Raw genomic sequence first — 16954 nt, forward strand, 5'->3', positions numbered from 1 at the left:
ATACCCTTTGCGCCCTTTAGTTAAAAAAGAAAAAGTAACTTTATGTTTACGTCGCTTGAGATTGCTGTGTTCTGAACTGGGCTAGATTAGTATTGAGTGGCATATCTGTTTGCAATTGCACTAACTTGTAGCTCAGGCGCGCCATGGGTTTGCCCTCTTCGAGCTTTTTGGCTTGTTTAGTACCTATTTTATCCAAAGACGAGTAGATATTGGCTAAGGTTCTAAAGGTTTTGAGCAGTTCCGCCGCTGATTTGGGGCCAATACCCGGCACCCCTGGGATCTTATTACCGCTATCTCCCGCCAAGGCCATAAAATCAATGAACTGACTTTGTTCAACCCCTAGTTTTTGCTCTCTGTCTTTCACATTGAGTTCTATTTGGTTGAAGTGATCCCACTGGCTAATAGAGCGACCACAAAGTGGGATAAAGCCTTTGTCGGTTGAAACGATGATCGCTCTACCCTGAGCATCCTTTATCTTGGTGGCTAAGGTTGCAATAACATCATCCGCTTCAGATTGTGCATCGATAGAGTTTACCCCTTGGCTTGCTAAATAGACTTTGATGTTAGGCAGCTCTTTTGCCAATGCATCAGGCATAGGTTTACGGCCTTTTTTATAGTCGGCAAAGAGCTGTTTTCGCCAAGAGATAGCATCGCCGTCCCACACAATCGCAACGTGGGAGGGTTGATGATGTTTAAGTAGCTTACGGCATGCTGAACCGACGCGCTCCGCTAAACCGTTTACATCATTTTCGTTGGGCTGAGCGGCATGTATACGCCTAACTAAATTAAGTCCATCGATAATTAACAAGGTGTTCATAGCTACGAATCAGTTCTCTTATGGTTATGGCTAGCGAGCGGCTACTCCGCGCTGCTTGGTTTTTCAATTTGACGCTGCTTGTAAAGGGGGCTGTATGCCTCCCGACATCGCTGGGTATAACCCTTCCTTAACAACATGTGCCAATAAGCTAGGATCCAAAAACCGTAAAAGATCAATAGGCCCTGATGACTTTTTGCTATTTGACGATTTTGTAGCAAGGAACATACTCGCTGCCCGGCAATTTCATTCGTTGCTGGGAGACGAAAGCGGCTAACAACTCATCCATCATGTTCATTAAGGTTTCATCACCTTTTAATTCAAATGGTCCTAAACGGGTGATCTCTTTGATGGTTTCCATTTTTACATTGCCAGCGACTATACCAGAAAATGCGCGTCTTAGGTTGGCCGCCAACTCCGCTTTATTTGGCTGAAAATACAGGTTTAAGTTAGTCATCATTTCATGACTGGGATCAAAGGGAAGCTGAAACTCAGGCTCGACTTTAAGCGACCAGTTGTATTGGTATGAGTCGCCGGTATCTTTGCGATGCAGTTTTATCTCATCCATGCCATGGCTCATTATTCGTGCCACCTGCACAGGATCATCAACGATGATTTGGTATTTACGTTGCGCCTCTTCACCTAAGGTTGCACCGATGAACTGGTCGATTTTGGTGAAATAGTCCGCACTCTCCTTTGGCCCAGTTAAAATCAATGGGAAAGGGGTCGAGGCATTTTCTTTATTCAGTAGAATGCCTAACAAGTAAAGAAGTTCCTCCGCTGTGCCCGCACCGCCCGGAAAGATAATGATACCGTGGCCTAAGCGAACAAAAGCCTCTAGACGTTTTTCGATATCTGGCAAAATAACTAGCTCATTGACTATTTGATTTGGTGGCTCGGCGGCGATGATACTTGGCTCAGTTAGACCTATATATCGAGCATTGCGTACCCGCTGCTTTGCATGGCCAATGGCGGCACCTTTCATGGGGCCTTCCATTGCGCCAGGCCCACAACCGGTGCAGATATTGAGTGAGCGTAATCCCAATTCATAACCCACCTCACGTGTATATTGATACTCAACTTCATTAATGCTGTGGCCCCCCCAACATACGACGACATTGGGCTCTTGACGGGGGATCACTTGTGCGTTGCGCAGAATATCAAATACCACATTAGTAATATGGTTAGAATTGGTCAGATTAATATGTTTGAGGTTATCGTAGCGGTCACTGAGGTAAACGATATCTCTGAGCACTGCAAATAGGTGCTCTTGGATCCCTGCAATGATTTGTCCATCGACAAAGGCGGCTTCTGGTGGATTAACCAGTTCAATCTTTATGCCGCGTTCACGGCGCAATACATTGATATTAAAATTACTATACTGTTCAAATAAGCCTTGGGCATTATCACTCTGTAAGCCTGAGGCTAGTACGGCTAATGAACAGTTGCGGAAAAGTTGGTAGAGCTCACTACTGGCGTTTTGTTTGAGGCGATCAACTTCCAATTGTGAAAGTTGATCCATGCTACCTCTGGGACTGATGTTCACGATCATGGCAACTCCTTAGCAGGAGAAGTGATTCATCTGAATGGCAGCCCATCAGTTAATATCGCTACCTGACTGGCTTGCCTTAATTATCGATTATCACTCTATCTCTGCTTTCATGTTTAGCTTTATAGAGTGCCGCATCGGCTCGCTCGAAGGTTTCATTTATCTGTTCATTTTCGAGAATTTGCGCAGCACCTATAGATACTGTAACTGTAATTCTCTGATTTTTAAATTTAAATGGTATATTTTTTACTTTTTCTCTCACGCGATTAAGCATATGTTCAATATCTGACGCATTGACATCGGGGATAATCAAGACAAACTCTTCGCCGCCATATCGTGCCACAAATTCAGATTCACGCAGTGAGTTCTTCAGTGCCATCGAGATCACTTGAAGGGTTTTATCTCCGGTACTATGACCGAAATTATCATTGATCGATTTGAAGTGATCTATGTCGGCCACTGCAACCCATAGAGGGTGTTTATGGCGTTGATAATTTCGGTATTCCTGCTCCATACGCTCCTCCAGTGCAGCCCGGTTAGGCAGCTGAGTTAGCGAATCAAGCAGGTTGATTTTTTGCTGTTCAAACAAACGCTCTTTGTAGGCGTTGGCCTCTTTACTTAGCTCATTAAGCTCATCACGCATGGTCTCCATTGACTTGCGCAGCATCGCCTGTTCGCGTTGCTCCAATGCCTCTTTACGGCCTAACGCGGTACGAATCGATGCCAATTGTTCAGTAACTTGCGATTTCAAGTGGTTAATATCATCGATATCAATAATGGCGTCGCCGACGTTATCGACGCGAGAGTTAATTTCTCTATTGAGTTGTTTTTTTAACTGGTAGCTGCGTTGATTGCTGTTATAGGAGTCACTGACGACTTCTCGGACGGCCGACAATGCATCGTTGAGGGCAAACAAAAACTCTTGTGAGGCACTTTTCTCAAGCGCAATATTTTCTAACAGCAAAGACAAAATGGTTTGATATGCATCGATCAGGGTTTCAACTTCAATCTCATCAGATAAAGAATCTTTGATCACAAGCACTTGGTCGCGTTGATCTTTGCGGAACTCTATTTCAGAGATCATCTGTGCAAGTTCATGAGCCAGCTGACGATGTTTAGGTAACACCTCGAGCTTGTCACCTTGTTCAAGTTGCTGTTGCAAAATACTTTCGTAGAAGCTGACTAGTCGCTCCACCTTGGGAAAGTAATCCCAATAGGTGTGAAATGGCTTACCGAGATCTTGTTTAAAGTAGGCGATCTCTTTTTTGACTTTATCTGGTACTGAGTTGACGCGCTGCAGTTGGCGAATGACTTTTGATAGGCTGGCGCGACCCTCTTCAAGTTGCCCCATCACATGGTGATACTGATTTTTTAAAAGGTGTTCAATTTCAACTAGTTCAGGTAGCGATTGCTCAAAGCTATCTTGGCCAATAAGGTTATGTCTGAGCTTGGCTAGTTTGTTGTCTAGCTCAATACTCTGTCCTTTACAGGCGAGACTTAGATGACCAATGAATTGCAATAAAGAGTTTTGATTTTGCTCTTTTTGCTCGCTTACCTCAGCTAATGCCGTTTTGGCTGAGTGTAGCTTCTGCTTAAGCAGTGAAACTTGTGAAACGCTTGCCATAGAGTCCTTCATTCTAGACCTTGTAAAAGTAGTGGAGCGAAAAATACAGCCCTATAAAATAAAAATTGGCGGCGAACAGCTAAGACTTAAAGATGCCGCTATGTAAACATGCGCCTTCAACCTGATGGTATCTCATTCATTGTGTTATGCAAATGAGTAATATCGGCTATGTGACTTGGCGTAAATTCTTCTCTATAGTGTGTTAACTCTCTTCAACACCTTGCCATTTCGGCCAACGAATAAGTGCCTTGTTATCATTACACTCGACTTTAACTAATCCGCGGCTAATGGCCTTTTCAAGGTGTAAGTATAGCGGAGTTGAAAAAATTGCCGCAGGTGCAAAATTAAGTGGCGTAATGGTGACATAATAATCGTTGCTATGACCCAGACTGATAGCGCCGGCGACCATCATTTGTAGCACCCCAAAGTGAACTTCAGATGAGAGTTTTACATCGAGATTACTCAGCAGTGGTAGATTGATAATTCCAAGGTGGAGTGAAATATCGGCATGGGGCGCGAGTTGGTTGACAATAACACGAATAGTATCGAGGGTTTGCTGGTGATCTTGTTGCTTAGAAAAGGTCATCGCAATTAATCCTGGGCGGATAATATAAGCGTTCTGGGCTAGAGTGTCAGTCAAGGCATCGATGAGTTGTTGCATCTGTTGGTTGTTTTGCTGTTGCCCCAATAACAGATCGCTGTTTTGTGCGCCCGTTAGTGACATCATGGCGATCATGGGTGATTGAGTTGCTGCGCCGATATCGTCGATAAATCCGCGGTATCCGGGTAATTTAGTTACTGGGTCTAACAAGGACTCCGCAACAAGTACTTGTGATTTTTTGCCTAAGAAACGCTTGCTCCGCCATTGATTGATACAGACCAAAGAGATAAGCGTTGCCAACAATAAGGTGATGATAAATAGCAACCTAAATTGTTGTAGGCTGTCATCACTATCTGACTTAGCGCCTTGCAATTGATTAAGCTGCAGCTTGAGTTTTTGCTCGGCTAATAAACTTGGGTTGTATGCTTGGTCATCTTTGGGCTGTTCAGCTAATTCGCGACTATAGATAAGTAGTTCATCAAGTGTGGCGAGGGCTTTTTCTATTTCACCTAGATGTTTCAGTGCTAAGGTACGGTATTGCAGTGCTTCGATCATCTCACTGAGTAAGTTTTGCTCTTTAGCAAGGAGAAATCCTTTAGCGCCATAGGCATTGACCATTGACCAATCGGCCAATTCAGTGGCGACTTGGGCGATAAGAATATCGTTGTATACTAGGTAATGCTTACTTTTTTTCTGTAAAAACAGACTGTTGGCTTTGATTAGAAAGTCTAGTGCTGTTTTTGGCTCTGCATTATTGAAATAAGCTTCGCCAAGGTTGTGAAAATTGAGCGCTTGTGCGGTCAAATTGCCACGTTTGACATCTATCTGTTGGGCATTGAGGTAATAGTCGATTGCCTGATTCCACTTACCTTGGTTGGCATAAACCATTGCGATGACGGTCATACAGCTCGACAAGTAGTTGTCATTATTAAGGGCCTTAAAACCATCCGCCGCTTTATGGGCATATTCCAGTGACTCATCCCAAGACTCTAGATCACGGTAAACCCTAGCAAGTCGCAAGGTTAAAACCGATTGTAAAAAAGGTTTATCTAGTCCCTCTGATACACGTATGGCTTCGATATAATGCTGTAGTGCTTTGGTGTACTGCTCATCGCGATTAAAGAAAAGCCCTAAAGTGGCTTCGGCTTGCGCAATAAGGTAGCCCTCTCGCAGTTGATACGCTAATTCACGATATTGATTAAAGTGCACTAACGCCTGACTTTTATGCAAAGTGATACGGTATACGTCACCCAGCTGGTAATGAATGGTATGTAGCAATAGCGTGGTTGCAATGTCTTCGGCGTCATTGAGCTGTTTTAATGATTGATTGTAGAGTTCAATTGACTGCTGATAATCCTGCTTCTCTCGTCCGACTTTGCGCGCTTTCAGCATCAATATGTAACTTTTATCGAAAGGTGTATTGGCAATATTGGTCAAAGACGCGATTAACTGCGCTGCTTTGCTTATCGCGTTGTCAACACCAACACGAGGCTCGAGATAGACCCTTGCAAGCCATTGGAGTCGCTCTTTTAAGTCGTCTTCAGTAAAACCTTGCTCTTGTGCGAGACGGGAAAATTCAACCTCATTATTAAAGGTCAATTCAAAAGGGATGGTGTTAATGAGATCCTGATAAAACTCCGCTGATGATTCTCGAAGTTTTATTTCTTGCGCAACTAACTGACTTTGGGCGCTAAACGCTATGGGGGAAAACAAAAGTGGCAGTATTAAATAGCCAAGTAGTAAAAGTCGCATCGTCATTTAATCACCAACCCTTTTGAGGGGCTTATTATCGGTTTATAGGATCAGGCCACTCGAGATGATGGGTTATCGTGCAAGAGCTAATCTTTTATTATGGCAATGATAACAGAAGGTAGCGACAGTGAAACTAGCTGACGGCTTGATTTTGATTTTTCTTAGCTTTTGGCTTGTTGTGAAGGGATGGCCCCACACCAAGCTCGTAACCTAGAGCGATTAACGTCGCCCGATACGATCTCATCAGTGGTTCATTATGTTAGTGCAGCACGACTTTGCTCAACGGGTGGATATGTACGCAAACGAGCTGTCATTCTTACCAAGAGCTTGCTGGCACTGAGCTGACCTGATTAGGTTAATATGACTCTGTAGATTTATATTCACAACAATTTGCTCAATATATTTTACAAAAGCCATTCCCCAACAGCCACTAATCAGTTAGATTAAACCATGGCTAGACGACCAAGTTGTCTACAGCGTTAAATTTTACCGGGTTTTTTTAGGTCGTTAATCAACTTTTTATCACGTAACCATTATGGCTGCCACGAAATAGTCAAGGTGCGACTTTGACACGTTTAAGATTTGAGTAACAAGGTTTTAGTAATATGTTTATCAATAAAATAACAAGATTAAGCCCAAATCCAGCAGGGTTTGGCGAGGTTCCCGATGAGGTGTCTGCTGAGATGTTTGTCGGTGACTTGCCCACGCAACATACTCATAGCTATTACGAAAATGATCAACTTGGCCTCTATATTGGTACATGGGATAGCACTGCGGTGACAGAAGCGGGCGGCCCTTACGATTGCGATGAGTTTATGTGGGTCATTGACGGTGACATTGAGGTGAAAAACAACCATACGGGTCTGGTCGAACATATCCATGCAGGGGAAGCGTTCGTTATACCTAAAGGCTACGATTGCCAGTGGCATCAACCAGGGTATGTGCGTAAGTTTTACGTGATTTCGGCTCATCCCAACGAGGCTATGCCGGCTCAAGCTGTGGTTGAAAGTATTATCAAACCCGCTTTAGTTGTAACGGAAAAAAATACTGGCAATGATACCGCCTTTTTGCCGCACTTTAGCCTTGATGGCGGCCCGCAAAAGGTGGCGCAGTGCTACCGTGATGCGCAAGCACGTTTCTTTTCGGGGACTTGGGAGAGTGAACAGTGTGAGTCTGCGCCGTTAACCTTTGGTGCCAATGAGTTTCTCTATCTGCAAAGTGGTGTGTTGGTATTGGTCGATGATGAGCAAGTTGAACATACGTTTACTGCTGGGGAGGCGCTCTTCATTCCACAAGGCGTCACCTGCCAGTGGCGAGTAACTCAAACTGTTCGCGCTTTTTATACCATCATCGCCCCTGCATCAATTGCCTGATTAAGGGTTGAAGCTGATGATTCATTAAGATGGACAAGCGCTAAATAGTTATTGCAATGATTAAGCTATTGAGTGAGGTAGTGAGTTAAGCCGCTATCTATAACGACCCAAATAAGAACTAAAAAATAATGAGAGGAGCGGGAATGTATAACAAACATTATATTGGCGGAAAGTGGTTTGAGCCTTCAAGCAGCGAAACTTTTGATGTCATCAATCCGGCCACTGAAGCGGTCATTGCAACCATTCCTGCTGGCAACAAAACTGATATAGATGCTGCGGTCAGTGCCGCCAGACAGGCTTTTGATGTGGGGCCATGGCCGCGAATGAGTGGTGCCGAGCGCGGTACCTATCTACGTAAAATAGCCAGTATTATTACCCGTCGACTCGATGAGCTAGCCCAGCTTGAGGTGCTCGATAATGGTAAGCCGTTCCCTGAAGCCAAATGGGATATTGAAGATACGGCTGGCACATTTACCTTCTATGCCGAGCTGGCCGAGCAACTCGATAGTAATCAGGAAAAACCGATCGCTTTGTCTGAACCCGGCTTTAGCGCCAAAGCAGTGAAGGAGCCTGTTGGTGTGGCTGGCGCGATTATTCCCTGGAATTTCCCTATGTTGATGGCCGCTTGGAAGGTGGCGCCGGCATTAGCTGCGGGTTGTACTATGGTGTTAAAACCCTCAGAGGTGACACCACTAACAGCGTTAGCACTCGCTGAAATTGCCGAAGAGGCAGAGCTTCCTGCTGGCGTACTTAATATTGTTTCAGGTCTCGGTCCCGATGCGGGACAACCGTTAGTTGAGCATCCCCATATCGATAAGCTGGCATTTACTGGCTCGGTTCCCACGGGCTCAAGAATTATGGCCATGGCCGCAAAAGATATCAAAACCGTCAGTTTGGAATTAGGCGGAAAATCACCCATGGTGGTGTTTGAAGATTGCGATATTGAAAAAGCGGTCGAGTGGATCATGTTTGGTATTTTTTGGAATCAAGGTCAGGTGTGTTCGGCCACTTCACGGGTGCTTGTTGCCGAGTCTATCTATCCGGCTTTACTGGCACGCTTGGTTACTGAAGCGAAGAAGATCGCTATCGGTGCGGGCGACAAAGATGACGTCTTGCTTGGGCCACTGGTCAATGCTGCGCAGTATGAAAAAGTCAAAGCCGCTATCGCCCGCGGTGTAGCCGATGGTGCTCATATCGCGACTGGCGGAAATAGGCCGTTGGGACTTGAAGCGGGTTACTTTTTAGAACCGACTGTCCTTACCGAGATGGCGGAAGATAGCTGGATCTGGACTGAAGAGATTTTTGGCCCAGTGGTATGTGTAAAACCTTTTAGCAGCGAAAGTGAAGCAATACGTATGGCTAACGACTCCCGCTTTGGCTTGGCGGCGGCGGTGATGTCGGCCGATCTCGATCGCTGTGAGCGCGTTGCTCGCGCGTTTCGTGCCGGGATTGTCTGGGTTAACTGTTCACAGCCAACGTTTGTTGAAGCGCCATGGGGCGGCTACAAACAATCAGGTATTGGCAGAGAACTAGGAGAGTGGGGTCTTAATAACTACCTTGAAACCAAACAGATAACTCGTTATGAAAGTGACGAACCTTGGGGGTGGTACATCAAATAGTGAGTAGCCATTGAGGAATTTGAGGCCCTATATTCATCATAAATAAAATAATAATTGAGAAAACTATGCAACATCTTGAAGCGCTTAAAGACTCTAAATATTGCTCATTGTGGCATGATCAAGACATTCGTCCAGATACCGTGCCGGCACTAAAGGAGGACGTTAATTGCGAACTCCTCATTGTTGGCGGCGGGTTTACCGGCCTTTGGGCTGCATTGCAGGCCAAAGAACGTAAAGCCGATGCCGACATTATTTTAATTGAGAAAACCTTTGTAGCCGATGGCGCTTCAGGGCGAAACGGTGGCTTTCTCAATGCTAGCCTTGCCCACGGAGAAAACAATACAGAACATCATTTCCCTGGTGAGGCGCAGCGTCTAGAGGCACTAGGCCATCAAAATATGGCCGAGCTATTGGAAACATTGCAGCGTTACAATATCGATGCCCGTTATGAGCCTGTGGGCGATACCTGTGTCGCGACCAACCCAGGATCCGTTGAGCATTTACGTGAAGAGTATGACGAAGAGAAAGCCGCGGGCAAAGAGGTGATTTTTTACGATCAGCAGCAGATGCAAGCACAAGTAAATTCACCGACTTACCTTGCTGGTTTATGGCGCAAAGAGGGGCAGTCTGGCATTGTTGACCCAGCCAGATTATGTTGGGGGTTAAAGCGAGTCTTGCTTGAGTTAGGTGTTCGTATTTTTGAGAACACGCCACTAGAGTCGGTCAAACCTCTGGGGCAGGACAAGATGCAAGCTCACTGCCTTGGGGGCAACATCACCAGCGACAAAGTGCTGATGGCCACCAATGCTTTTCACAACCCGATAGGTGCGATCAGACGTTCAGTGATCCCAGTATGGGATTATCAGCTAGCGACAGAGCCGCTTAATGACGCGCAGCTAGAGGCCATTGGTTGGCATAAAAGCCGTCACGCCATCAGTAACTATGCCAATATGTTTCACTATTATCGAATGACCCAAGATAACCGTATTACCTGGGGCGGTGGTGGGGCGGTGCGTTACTATTTTAATAATGGTACCGATATCGCTACCCAAGCGGATGTGCCTGCGCTGTTTGAGCAGTTGTCGAAAGAGTTTTTTGAGACTTTTCCGCAACTCAAAGGGGTTAAGTTTAGCCATAGATGGAGCGGTATCATTGCCACCTCTACCCGTTTTTGTATGGTGCCAGGCGTGACCTATAACGGCCGTTTGGCCTGGGCGGTGGGGTACACAGGACTCGGTGTCGGTGCTTCGCGTTTTGGCGCGCGTATTGGAATTGAGCTACTGGGTTATCAGCCGAGTGATATTTTGCAGATGCATTTTGTCACCAAGAAACCCATGCCGTGGGCACCAGAGCCATTTCGCTGGTTTGGCGTGAGGTATACACAAGATGCGTTAATTAAAGCTGATAGCCGTAATGGCGAACGCGGATTATGGCTGAAAATGTTAGATAAACTTAACTTAGGCTTTACCTGTTAAGCCATGGTGAGAGACCGAACTGGATGTGAGACAGCTATTTAAATGTCATAAAAAAAACCACCGCTTAGCGGTGGTTTTTAGCAAATAATGGCTATTATAAACTTTCTTCCAAGCCACCTAAGGCTTCAACCAAAGCGTTCATCAATGCGATAAGCTCGCTACCCATCAAGGCAAAGTCAGCATCGAGTCTAGCAAGTGGGTCTTCTGTGCCGACCTCATCGTTACTGGCTCTAAACTCTTCAGAAAACTTGAGGCGTTTAATGCTGGCATCTGATTGCAGCAAGAAGGCAATAGACTGTCCAAAGTGAAGCGCCAGCTTATGCACCTGTTTACCCACTTCAAGGTGAGCCAATACTTCGTTTTCAGTAAGATCTTGCTGCTTAAAACGAACGATACCGCCTTCATCTGAGTCTGATTTTAGCTCTGCTTCATCTTGCATTTCGAAGGGAGCAGGTGTGCTATTGTCTTTTAGCCATTCTGTCAATTGAGTTTCGATTGGTGTTTTGAAGCTCATTGGGATCACCGGCAGTGAACCGAGAGCTTTACGTAAAAGGGCCAATAGTTCTTCGGCTTTAGCGGCACTTGAGCTGTCGACTAAAATCATCTCAATTTCAGGCAAGATCAGTGCACTAATCTGACTGCGACGAGAAAATGCACGTGGCAGTAGCGTAGTGGTTATCTCATCTTTTAAGGCGTCTTTCTCTTTTTTAGCCAGTTTACGGTCTTCTTCGGCTTCGATTTGAGCGACTTTCTCTTCAAGAGCTTCTTTAACAACCTGTGAAGGTAGGATTTTTTCTTCTTTGGTGGCACAAATTAGGTGTCTGTCACCAGCACTGTGTACGAGTGTATGGCCTAGTTTTCCAAGTGCTTTCGAAAAGCCGAATTTGCTAACGTCTTGGCTAGAACAGGGAGAAAAAGTAAAGTCTTCTAATGACGTCTCTAGCGCTTCAGTGTCGACAGAGAAAGGTTTATTAAAACGATATACAGTAAGATTTTTAAACCACATGATAGGCGCTCAATAGTAAATAAAGCCGCAGTGTAAGCCATTGTCGACCTCGGGTAAACCGCAATCGGTTAAGGTGTGTGTTGTAACAAAAAAGTCCCAACTGTCATATTTCATTAAACTGTAATATTTCTCATCATGCAGCTGTACCCCTTGATAGCCTTGGGTTTCGTCTTTCTCTGATTCTTTTTGGTTGTGCTTTTTACTTGGTTCATCAAATGCTGAAATAAAACTGCAACAAAAAAGTTGCAAACTTTCGGCCGTCCAAACCAATAACCAAGACGAATAAACGTCGAAAGGATTAAATGATGAACGTTTTTTGTAAAACTCTACTTGCTTCTGCACTAGCCACTGCCACTTTAGCGTCTGCACAGGCTGCAGATCCATTGACTGTTTACGGAAAATTAAACGTAACAGCACAATCTAACGATGTTGACGGTGATGCAACGACGACGATTCAAAGTAATGCCTCACGTTTCGGTGTAAAGGGCGCTTTTGAACTAAGCAGCGCATTAGAAGCTTTTTATACTGTTGAGTATGAAGTTGATACTGGTGATGACGTAAAAGAAAACTTCAAGGCACGTAACCAATTTGTTGGCCTTAAAGGTAACTTTGGTGCGTTTTCCGTTGGTCGCAACGACACCATGCTTAAAATCTCACAAGGCAAAGTTGACCAATTCAATGACCTTTCAGGTGATTTAAAAAACCTATTTAAAGGCGAAAACCGTATCGAGCAAACGGCTACTTATATCACGCCTAACTTTAGCGGTTTCAAAATGGGTGTGACTTATGCCGCTGAAGGTGCAAGCTCACAGTATGCGCAAGATGGATTCAGCCTAGCGGCAATGTACGGTGATGCAAAATTGAAAAAGTCACCTATCTACGCCTCTATTGCTTATGATTCAGATGTAAAAGGTTACGAAGTGGTTCGTGCTACGGTTCAAGGTAAAGTGGCTGGACTAAAGCTAGGCGCTATGTATCAGCAGCAAGAAGAAACCTACAAAAAGACTGGTGAAGTGGTTGATGGTGCAGACAGCAAGACGGGTTACCTGTTCAGCGCAGCTTACACCATTGATGCAATTGTGCTGAAAGCGCAGTACCAAGATATGGAAGACAAGGGCGATACATGGTCGGTGGGCGGTGATTACAAGCTAGGTAAGCCAACTAAGCTATTCGCGTTCTACACTAACCGCTCTATGGAAGGTGATAACAGCGATGACAAATTCTTCGGTTTAGGTCTAGAACACAAGTTCTAAACAAGTTAAGTATTTGAATTAAAAAAGGAGGCCCTAGGCCTCCTTTTTTATTATTTGTAAGTTTTATGACAAAAAGTGCCACTTTATGACAGTATGAGCGGGTATTTTCATATTTTTGTAATAAAACAGTCCAATAATAGAAGCGTGGGAATTCACTGATAGAAGATCGCATATGACTGCTAGGATATTGATAGTTGAAGACGAGCTGGCCATCCGAGAGATGTTAGCTTTTGTTTTAGAACAACATGGATTCACGACAACTACAGCAGAGGATTTTGACTCAGCATTGGATATGTTGTCCGAGCCTTACCCAGATTTAGTATTACTCGATTGGATGTTCCCTGGAGGGAGCGGCATTCAGTTGGCGAAGAAGCTTCGCCAAAATGAGTATACCCGTCACATACCTGTCATCATGTTGACAGCCAGAGGCGAAGAGGAAGATAAGGTTAAGGGGCTAGAGGTTGGCGCCGATGACTATATCACTAAGCCATTCTCGCCTAAGGAGCTGGTGGCACGAATCAAAGCTGTGATGCGTCGTAGTGCGCCCACGGCATTAGAGGAGCCTATTGATGTGCAAGGACTTGTACTTGACCCAGTCAGTCACCGAGTGACTGTTGGTGAGCAAGTGCTCGACATGGGCCCGACAGAATTTCGCTTATTACACTTCTTCATGACACATCCAGAGCGGGTGTATAGCCGAGAACAGTTATTGGATAACGTTTGGGGCACTAATGTCTACGTTGAAGACCGCACCGTTGATGTTCATATTCGCCGTTTACGTAAGGCGGTTGAACCTTCCAATCACGATCGCCTCATTCAAACTGTCCGTGGGGCAGGTTACCGCTTCTCAACTCGGGTTTAGCAAATTGGTAGGCACAGATAGCGATTTACGTTATCTTGTGCCCAATTGCTCACTATGGTTAAGCTATGTTTGATTCATATTCAGGGTACCGGCTACTGACACGCTTGGTGATCTTTCTACTGCTCTGTCTTGCTGTTGGATTAATCGTCAATCATGTGCTGTTTGTGATGCTTCTTGGTAGCATTGGCCTACTGGTTTGGCACTATAAGCAGATCTCCCGACTTAACTTTTGGCTATGGCGCGATAAACGTCTGACACCGCCAAATGGCAGCGGCAGCTGGGAGGGAGTGTTCAATGGCATCTATCGTCTACAGGGTAAAAATCGTAAGCGAGTGTCTCAGTTAGCCAATCTATTAGCGCGTTTTAGACAAGGTGCCGAAGCCTTGCCTGATGCTGCCGTTGTGCTTGATTCCGATAATAATATTGTTTGGTGTAATAAACTGGCGCAACTATTACTGGGGCTGGTTTGGCCGCAAGATAATGGTCAACGCATCGACAACCTTATTCGCGATCCCGATTTCTCAAGCTACCTGAAACACGCCGACTTCAACGAGCCCTTTGAACTACCTGATGCGCAAAATGATGGCCGCGTGTTGGAGATTCGGATCATGGGGTATGGATCGGGGCAACTGTTATTAATTGCCCGTGACATCACCCGAGTGCGCCAGCTCGAAGGGATGCGTAAAGAGTTTGTCGCGAATGTCTCTCATGAGCTCAAAACGCCGCTAACGGTATTACAAGGCTACCTTGAGATGATGCAGGGAATGGCTGAGCCTGGGTCTGCAAACGTTAAAGCCATGGAGCAGATGCAGCAACAAACCAACCGGATGCGCTCCATGGTTGAGCAGCTATTGGTGCTATCGCGTATTGAAGATGGCACAGGGGTCAACCTTGAAGCAAAGGTCAATATGACCCTGATCATGGATACCATTAAAGAGGAGGCCAATGCGCTAGCCTTAGGTCAATATACCCTTAAGGTGAGTTGTGAGCCGGGTTTAAATATCTATGGCAATGAGGTGCAACTGCGCAGTGCCTGTTCTAATTTGGTGTCAAACGCAATTCGTTATACGGAGCCCGGTGGCACCATTAGCATTAGCTGGCAGCGTGTTCCCCTTGGAGCCCAGTTTAGTGTGACGGATACGGGTGAGGGGATTGCTCCGCAACATTTAAGTCGACTGACAGAGCGTTTCTATCGTGTTGACAGTGCACGCTCTCGCCAAAGTGGCGGCACAGGGTTAGGCTTGGCAATTACTAAACATGCCTTAAGTCATCACCAAAGCGAGCTTAATATTACTAGCCAGCTTGGCAAAGGCAGTTGTTTTAGCTTTACCATCCCACCGCACTTAATTGATGAGTCATAAAGCGGCTTAAGCAAGGCTTCAATTTTATGAGCCGTCTATTGTAGACGGCTTTTTTATTGCAAAAACACGACAGTTTGCGGTGATAAGCGAATAAAATTAGCCGAAAAAGCGGTTTTCGTGGCCTTTGTCATCTAAGTGTCACATCACAGTCATAGACTTGTCACTGTAGCGATTGATACTGGCTGCAACTTAAATGAAGCAAGTAAGCAAATCAGCTTAACACTGGAGCAAAGAATGAAACTTAAACAGCTTGTCGGTGCGGTGAGTTTAACAGCCGCTAGTGTATTTTCTGCAGCCGCGATGGCAGCACTTGATCCATCACTGCCAACTTATGAAAAAAGCAGTGGCGTATCGGGTAACCTTTCTTCTGTAGGTTCAGATACCTTAGCCAACATGATGACACTTTGGGCTGAAGAATATAAAGAGATGTATCCAAACGTGAACATCCAAATTCAAGCAGCGGGTTCTTCTACAGCGCCACCATCATTGACTGAAGGGACATCTCAGTTTGGACCAATGAGCCGCAAGATGAAGCCAAACGAAGTTGAAGCCTTTGAAAAACATTACGGTTATCAGCCTACTGCGATCCGTGTTGCGATTGATGCACTAGCGGTATTTGTACACAAAGACAACCCAATCCAAGGCCTAAGCATCGAGCAGATCGATGGCATCTTCTCTGCAACACATAAGTGTGGCGGTAGCGATGTACAACGTTGGGGTGATGTTGGTCTAGAAGGCGGCTGGTCTGCTAAAGATGTGCAGCTATACGGTCGTAACTCAGTATCGGGTACTTATGGCTACTTCAAGAAGAAAGCCCTATGTAAAGGCGACTTCAAAGCCAACGTAAACGAGCAACCAGGTTCTGCATCAGTGGTGCAGTCTGTATCGCAGTCACTTAACGCTATTGGTTATTCGGGTATCGGTTATAAGACTGCTGGCGTAAAAGCCGTTGCTATCTCTAAGAAAGGTGATAAGTTCATCGACGCAACAGCGGCTAACGCTGCAGACGGTAGCTACCCACTATCACGTTACCTATACGTTTATGTGAACAAGCACCCTAACAAAGACCTAGCACCGCTAGAGCGTGAGTTCCTTCGCTTTGTGCTATCAAAGCAGGGGCAGCAAATTGTTGAAAAAGATGGTTATGTGCCGCTACCTCGCAGCGTCACTGCAAAAGATTTAGAGAAAGCTGGCATTCGCCTGTAAGCTTTACTCTAAGCAAAAAAGGCCTCCTCGGAGGCCTTTTTTGTCTTCAAATGAAGACGAAATTTTTGGGAGTTAACTTCAGTAGCGTTTGGCTGCATCTTATTTGTTGGGTGTTTGAGAAGGTCGTACCTTCAATGGGAGTTAATTGCTTGCAGCAGGCTTATGTGCAGATACTGCTTCGGGACGCTTTGCGCCATCCTTGGCCGCTTAACGAAAACATCTGACCTACATGGAAGTCGGGAATGCCGAAAAATGTCGGGAACATTTTTGGCCATGATTTCGAAGGCCAAAACCGCGCTTACACTGGGTTATTTTCTCTCTTCGATTTGACGGTATTTGGTGTGACTTGAGAATTAAAATCTAAGAAGGTTTTGCCCCAAAACTTGTTAGCCTTCGAATGAAGGCTGGTTACATTTTCTCTTTTGGTTCATTGTTATTGGGGTGTGTGCCTGAAGGTCA

The 16954-nt window shown here is 45.3% G+C and carries 13 protein-coding genes; 7 read left to right on the forward strand and 6 right to left on the reverse strand.

All coding sequences use genetic code 11. The features are described from left to right. Nucleotides 1-46 precede the first annotated feature (46 nt). The 4 genes from xni to BEL05_RS12950 form a co-directional block, all read right to left on the reverse strand. Nucleotides 47-817, reverse strand: a complete 771-nt coding sequence (xni, locus tag BEL05_RS12935) for a flap endonuclease Xni (RefSeq protein WP_028763317.1) — start codon at nucleotides 815-817, stop codon at nucleotides 47-49. A 196-nt stretch (nucleotides 818-1013) separates the two neighbouring features. Next, nucleotides 1014-2366: a nucleotide 5'-monophosphate nucleosidase PpnN gene (ppnN, locus tag BEL05_RS12940; protein ID WP_028763318.1), complete on the reverse strand. Its 1353-nt coding sequence runs from the start codon at nucleotides 2364-2366 to the stop codon at nucleotides 1014-1016. A 76-nt stretch (nucleotides 2367-2442) separates the two neighbouring features. Next, nucleotides 2443-3999 carry a sensor domain-containing diguanylate cyclase gene (locus BEL05_RS12945; RefSeq protein WP_028763319.1) on the reverse strand — a complete coding sequence of 519 codons (1557 nt, stop codon included), beginning with the start codon at nucleotides 3997-3999 and terminating at the stop codon, nucleotides 2443-2445. A 190-nt stretch (nucleotides 4000-4189) separates the two neighbouring features. Next, nucleotides 4190-6346 carry a tetratricopeptide repeat protein gene (locus BEL05_RS12950; protein ID WP_083250354.1) on the reverse strand — a complete coding sequence of 719 codons (2157 nt, stop codon included), beginning with the start codon at nucleotides 6344-6346 and terminating at the stop codon, nucleotides 4190-4192. Nucleotides 6347-6945: 599 nt separating this feature from the next. Here BEL05_RS12950 and BEL05_RS12955 point away from each other — a divergent pair. The 3 genes from BEL05_RS12955 (at nucleotide 6946) to BEL05_RS12965 (ending at nucleotide 10807) form a co-directional block, all read left to right on the forward strand. Continuing rightward, the gene (locus BEL05_RS12955) at nucleotides 6946-7713 is read left to right on the forward strand and encodes a cupin domain-containing protein (protein ID WP_069671395.1); all 768 of its coding nucleotides are present in this window, start codon (nucleotides 6946-6948) and stop codon (nucleotides 7711-7713) included. 143 nt (nucleotides 7714-7856) lie between these two features. After that, the gene (locus BEL05_RS12960; RefSeq protein ID WP_069671396.1) at nucleotides 7857-9332 is read left to right on the forward strand and encodes an aldehyde dehydrogenase family protein; all 1476 of its coding nucleotides are present in this window, start codon (nucleotides 7857-7859) and stop codon (nucleotides 9330-9332) included. Nucleotides 9333-9397: 65 nt separating this feature from the next. Further along, entirely contained in the window at nucleotides 9398-10807 is a 1410-nt protein-coding gene (locus tag BEL05_RS12965; RefSeq protein ID WP_069671397.1) for an NAD(P)/FAD-dependent oxidoreductase, read from the forward strand. 94 nt (nucleotides 10808-10901) lie between these two features. Here the strand turns inward: BEL05_RS12965 and rdgC are convergent, their stop codons facing one another. Together rdgC and BEL05_RS12975 are read right to left on the reverse strand one after the other, a co-directional pair. After that, a complete protein-coding gene (gene rdgC / locus BEL05_RS12970) occupies nucleotides 10902-11813 on the reverse strand; it encodes a recombination-associated protein RdgC (protein WP_069671398.1) in 912 nt (303 codons plus the stop codon). A 9-nt stretch (nucleotides 11814-11822) separates the two neighbouring features. Then, nucleotides 11823-12062, reverse strand: coding sequence for a hypothetical protein (locus BEL05_RS12975; protein WP_139151881.1), 240 nt, complete (start codon nucleotides 12060-12062; stop codon nucleotides 11823-11825). Nucleotides 12063-12115: 53 nt separating this feature from the next. Between BEL05_RS12975 and BEL05_RS12980 the strand changes: the two genes are divergently transcribed. From BEL05_RS12980 to BEL05_RS12995, 4 genes are all read left to right on the forward strand, one after another. Then, entirely contained in the window at nucleotides 12116-13066 is a 951-nt protein-coding gene (locus BEL05_RS12980) for a porin (RefSeq protein WP_028763326.1), read from the forward strand. 172 nt (nucleotides 13067-13238) lie between these two features. Further along, the gene (phoB, locus tag BEL05_RS12985; RefSeq protein WP_028763327.1) at nucleotides 13239-13928 is read left to right on the forward strand and encodes a phosphate regulon transcriptional regulator PhoB; all 690 of its coding nucleotides are present in this window, start codon (nucleotides 13239-13241) and stop codon (nucleotides 13926-13928) included. 65 nt (nucleotides 13929-13993) lie between these two features. After that, entirely contained in the window at nucleotides 13994-15289 is a 1296-nt protein-coding gene (gene phoR, locus BEL05_RS12990) for a phosphate regulon sensor histidine kinase PhoR (RefSeq protein ID WP_069671399.1), read from the forward strand. Between the two features lie 234 nt (nucleotides 15290-15523). After that, complete coding sequence (locus tag BEL05_RS12995) at nucleotides 15524-16495, forward strand: PstS family phosphate ABC transporter substrate-binding protein (RefSeq protein ID WP_028763329.1); 972 nt, start codon at nucleotides 15524-15526, stop codon at nucleotides 16493-16495. Nucleotides 16496-16954: the final 459 nt, after the last annotated feature.

It is taken from the genome of Shewanella colwelliana (assembly GCF_001735525.1).
In the GTDB taxonomy this organism is placed as follows: domain Bacteria; phylum Pseudomonadota; class Gammaproteobacteria; order Enterobacterales; family Shewanellaceae; genus Shewanella; species Shewanella colwelliana.

Coding starts and splice junctions, on each gene's coding strand:
- rdgC (WP_069671398.1), bottom strand. CDS start 11,813: ATGTGGTTTAAAAATCTTACTGTATATCGTTTTAATAAACCTTTCTCT.
- ppnN (WP_028763318.1), bottom strand. CDS start 2,366: ATGATCGTGAACATCAGTCCCAGAGGTAGCATGGATCAACTTTCACAA.
- phoR (WP_069671399.1), top strand. CDS start 13,994: ATGTTTGATTCATATTCAGGGTACCGGCTACTGACACGCTTGGTGATC.
- BEL05_RS12945 (WP_028763319.1), bottom strand. CDS start 3,999: ATGAAGGACTCTATGGCAAGCGTTTCACAAGTTTCACTGCTTAAGCAG.
- BEL05_RS12950 (WP_083250354.1), bottom strand. CDS start 6,346: ATGACGATGCGACTTTTACTACTTGGCTATTTAATACTGCCACTTTTG.
- BEL05_RS12995 (WP_028763329.1), top strand. CDS start 15,524: ATGAAACTTAAACAGCTTGTCGGTGCGGTGAGTTTAACAGCCGCTAGT.
- xni (WP_028763317.1), bottom strand. CDS start 817: ATGAACACCTTGTTAATTATCGATGGACTTAATTTAGTTAGGCGTATA.
- BEL05_RS12960 (WP_069671396.1), top strand. CDS start 7,857: ATGTATAACAAACATTATATTGGCGGAAAGTGGTTTGAGCCTTCAAGC.
- BEL05_RS12980 (WP_028763326.1), top strand. CDS start 12,116: ATGATGAACGTTTTTTGTAAAACTCTACTTGCTTCTGCACTAGCCACT.
- BEL05_RS12965 (WP_069671397.1), top strand. CDS start 9,398: ATGCAACATCTTGAAGCGCTTAAAGACTCTAAATATTGCTCATTGTGG.
- BEL05_RS12955 (WP_069671395.1), top strand. CDS start 6,946: ATGTTTATCAATAAAATAACAAGATTAAGCCCAAATCCAGCAGGGTTT.
- phoB (WP_028763327.1), top strand. CDS start 13,239: ATGACTGCTAGGATATTGATAGTTGAAGACGAGCTGGCCATCCGAGAG.